The sequence below is a fragment of the Komagataeibacter intermedius TF2 genome (assembly GCF_000964425.1).
GTDB lineage: Bacteria > Pseudomonadota > Alphaproteobacteria > Acetobacterales > Acetobacteraceae > Komagataeibacter > Komagataeibacter intermedius.
In genome coordinates this window covers 1-1,590 of record NZ_BANF01000431.1, presented here as the reverse complement: position 1 = coordinate 1,590, position 1,590 = coordinate 1, and the positions used below count along the sequence as shown (strand labels likewise).

The 1,590-nt window shown below is 64.3% G+C and carries 1 protein-coding gene; it reads left to right on the top strand.

Annotated elements, in window-relative coordinates:
• Positions 1 to 1,590: SF1B family DNA helicase RecD2 (gene recD2, locus B7449_RS17905; protein ID WP_048883988.1), on the top strand; the 1,590-nt coding region annotated here is incomplete at both ends.

Below are 1,590 nucleotides of genomic sequence, written 5' to 3'. Positions count from 1 at the left end.
CATGCCGCCATGATCTCGGCAGGCGAGTTCGTGCAGATGTCGGGCCGCTGGTTCAACGATCACACCCACGGGCTCCAGTTCAGGGCGGAGTTCCTCAAGGCCAGCCCACCCACCACGGTCGAGGGCATCGAACGCTATCTCGGTTCGGGCATGATCCGGGGCATTGGTCCCGTCTATGCGAAGAAACTGGTGAAAGCGTTCGGTGAGGCCGTGTTCGATCTGATCGAACAGGAGCCCGGCCGTCTCCGGGAAGTGACGGGCATCGGCCCGAAACGCGCTGAAAGGATCGTCGCGGGCTGGGCGGATCAGAAGGTGATCCGCGAGATCATGCTGTTCCTGCACAGCAATGGTGTCGGCACGTCGCGGGCGGTGCGGATCTTCAAGACCTATGGGCAGGACGCGGTCAGACTGATCAGCGAGAACCCCTATCGGCTGGCGAAGGACATTCGGGGAATCGGCTTTAAGACGGCGGACCAGATTGCCCGGAAGATGGGGATCGCGCCCGATGCCATGATCCGGGTGCGGGCAGGGATCTCCTACGCCCTTGGCGAGGCGATGGATGAAGGGCATTGTGGCCTGCCGGTCGGGGAACTGCTGACCAGCACGGCCGAACTGCTGGAGGTTGCCGCCCCTCTGATCGAGACGGCCCTCGCGTTGGAGGTGGAAGCGGGCGACGTTATTGCCGACAATGTTGGCGAGACGGGCTGTATCTTTCTTGCTGGTCTCTATCGCGCGGAGCAGAGCATCGCCGAGCGATTGCGCGCCTGCGCCATTGGCCGTCCGCCCTGGCCTGACATCGACGCTGAAAAGGCCATGACCTGGGTGGAAGGCAAGACCGGGCTGGCTCTGGCGCCTAGCCAGCAGGAGGCGGTGCGCCTTGCCCTGCGCAGCAAGGTGCTGGTGATCACGGGTGGTCCTGGTGTGGGCAAGACCACGCTGGTCAACGCCATCCTGAAAATTGTGACCGCCAAGGGCACCGACGTGCAACTCTGCGCCCCGACCGGCCGGGCGGCAAAACGCCTCTCGGAAAGCACCGGACTGGAGGGCAAGACCATCCATCGGCTGCTGGAGACCGATCCGGCCAATGGCAGTTTCAAGCGGGATGACACCAACCCGCTGACCTGCGATCTGCTGGTCGTGGACGAGGCCAGCATGGTGGACGTGCTGCTGATGCGCTCCCTGCTGCGTGCGTTGCCCGATAGCGCAGCCCTGCTGATCGTGGGCGACGTGGACCAGTTGCCGTCGGTCGGACCGGGGCAGGTGCTGGCGGATATCATCGGCTCGGGCGCCGTACCGGTGGTACGGCTGACCGAGGTGTTCCGTCAGGCGGCGCAGAGCCGGATCATTACCAACGCGCACCGGATCAATGAGGGCAGGATGCCTGAACTGAGCGCGGAAGAGGGATCGGATTTCTACTTCGTGGAGGCCACCGACCCAGAGATCGGACTGCGCAAGCTGTTGGCTGTGGTGAGGGACCGCATTCCGGCCCGGTTCGGGCTGGACCCGGTTCGGGACGTGCAGGTGCTCTGCCCGATGAACCGGGGTAGCCTTGGGGCGCGGTCGCTGAATATCGAATTGCAGCAGGCGCTG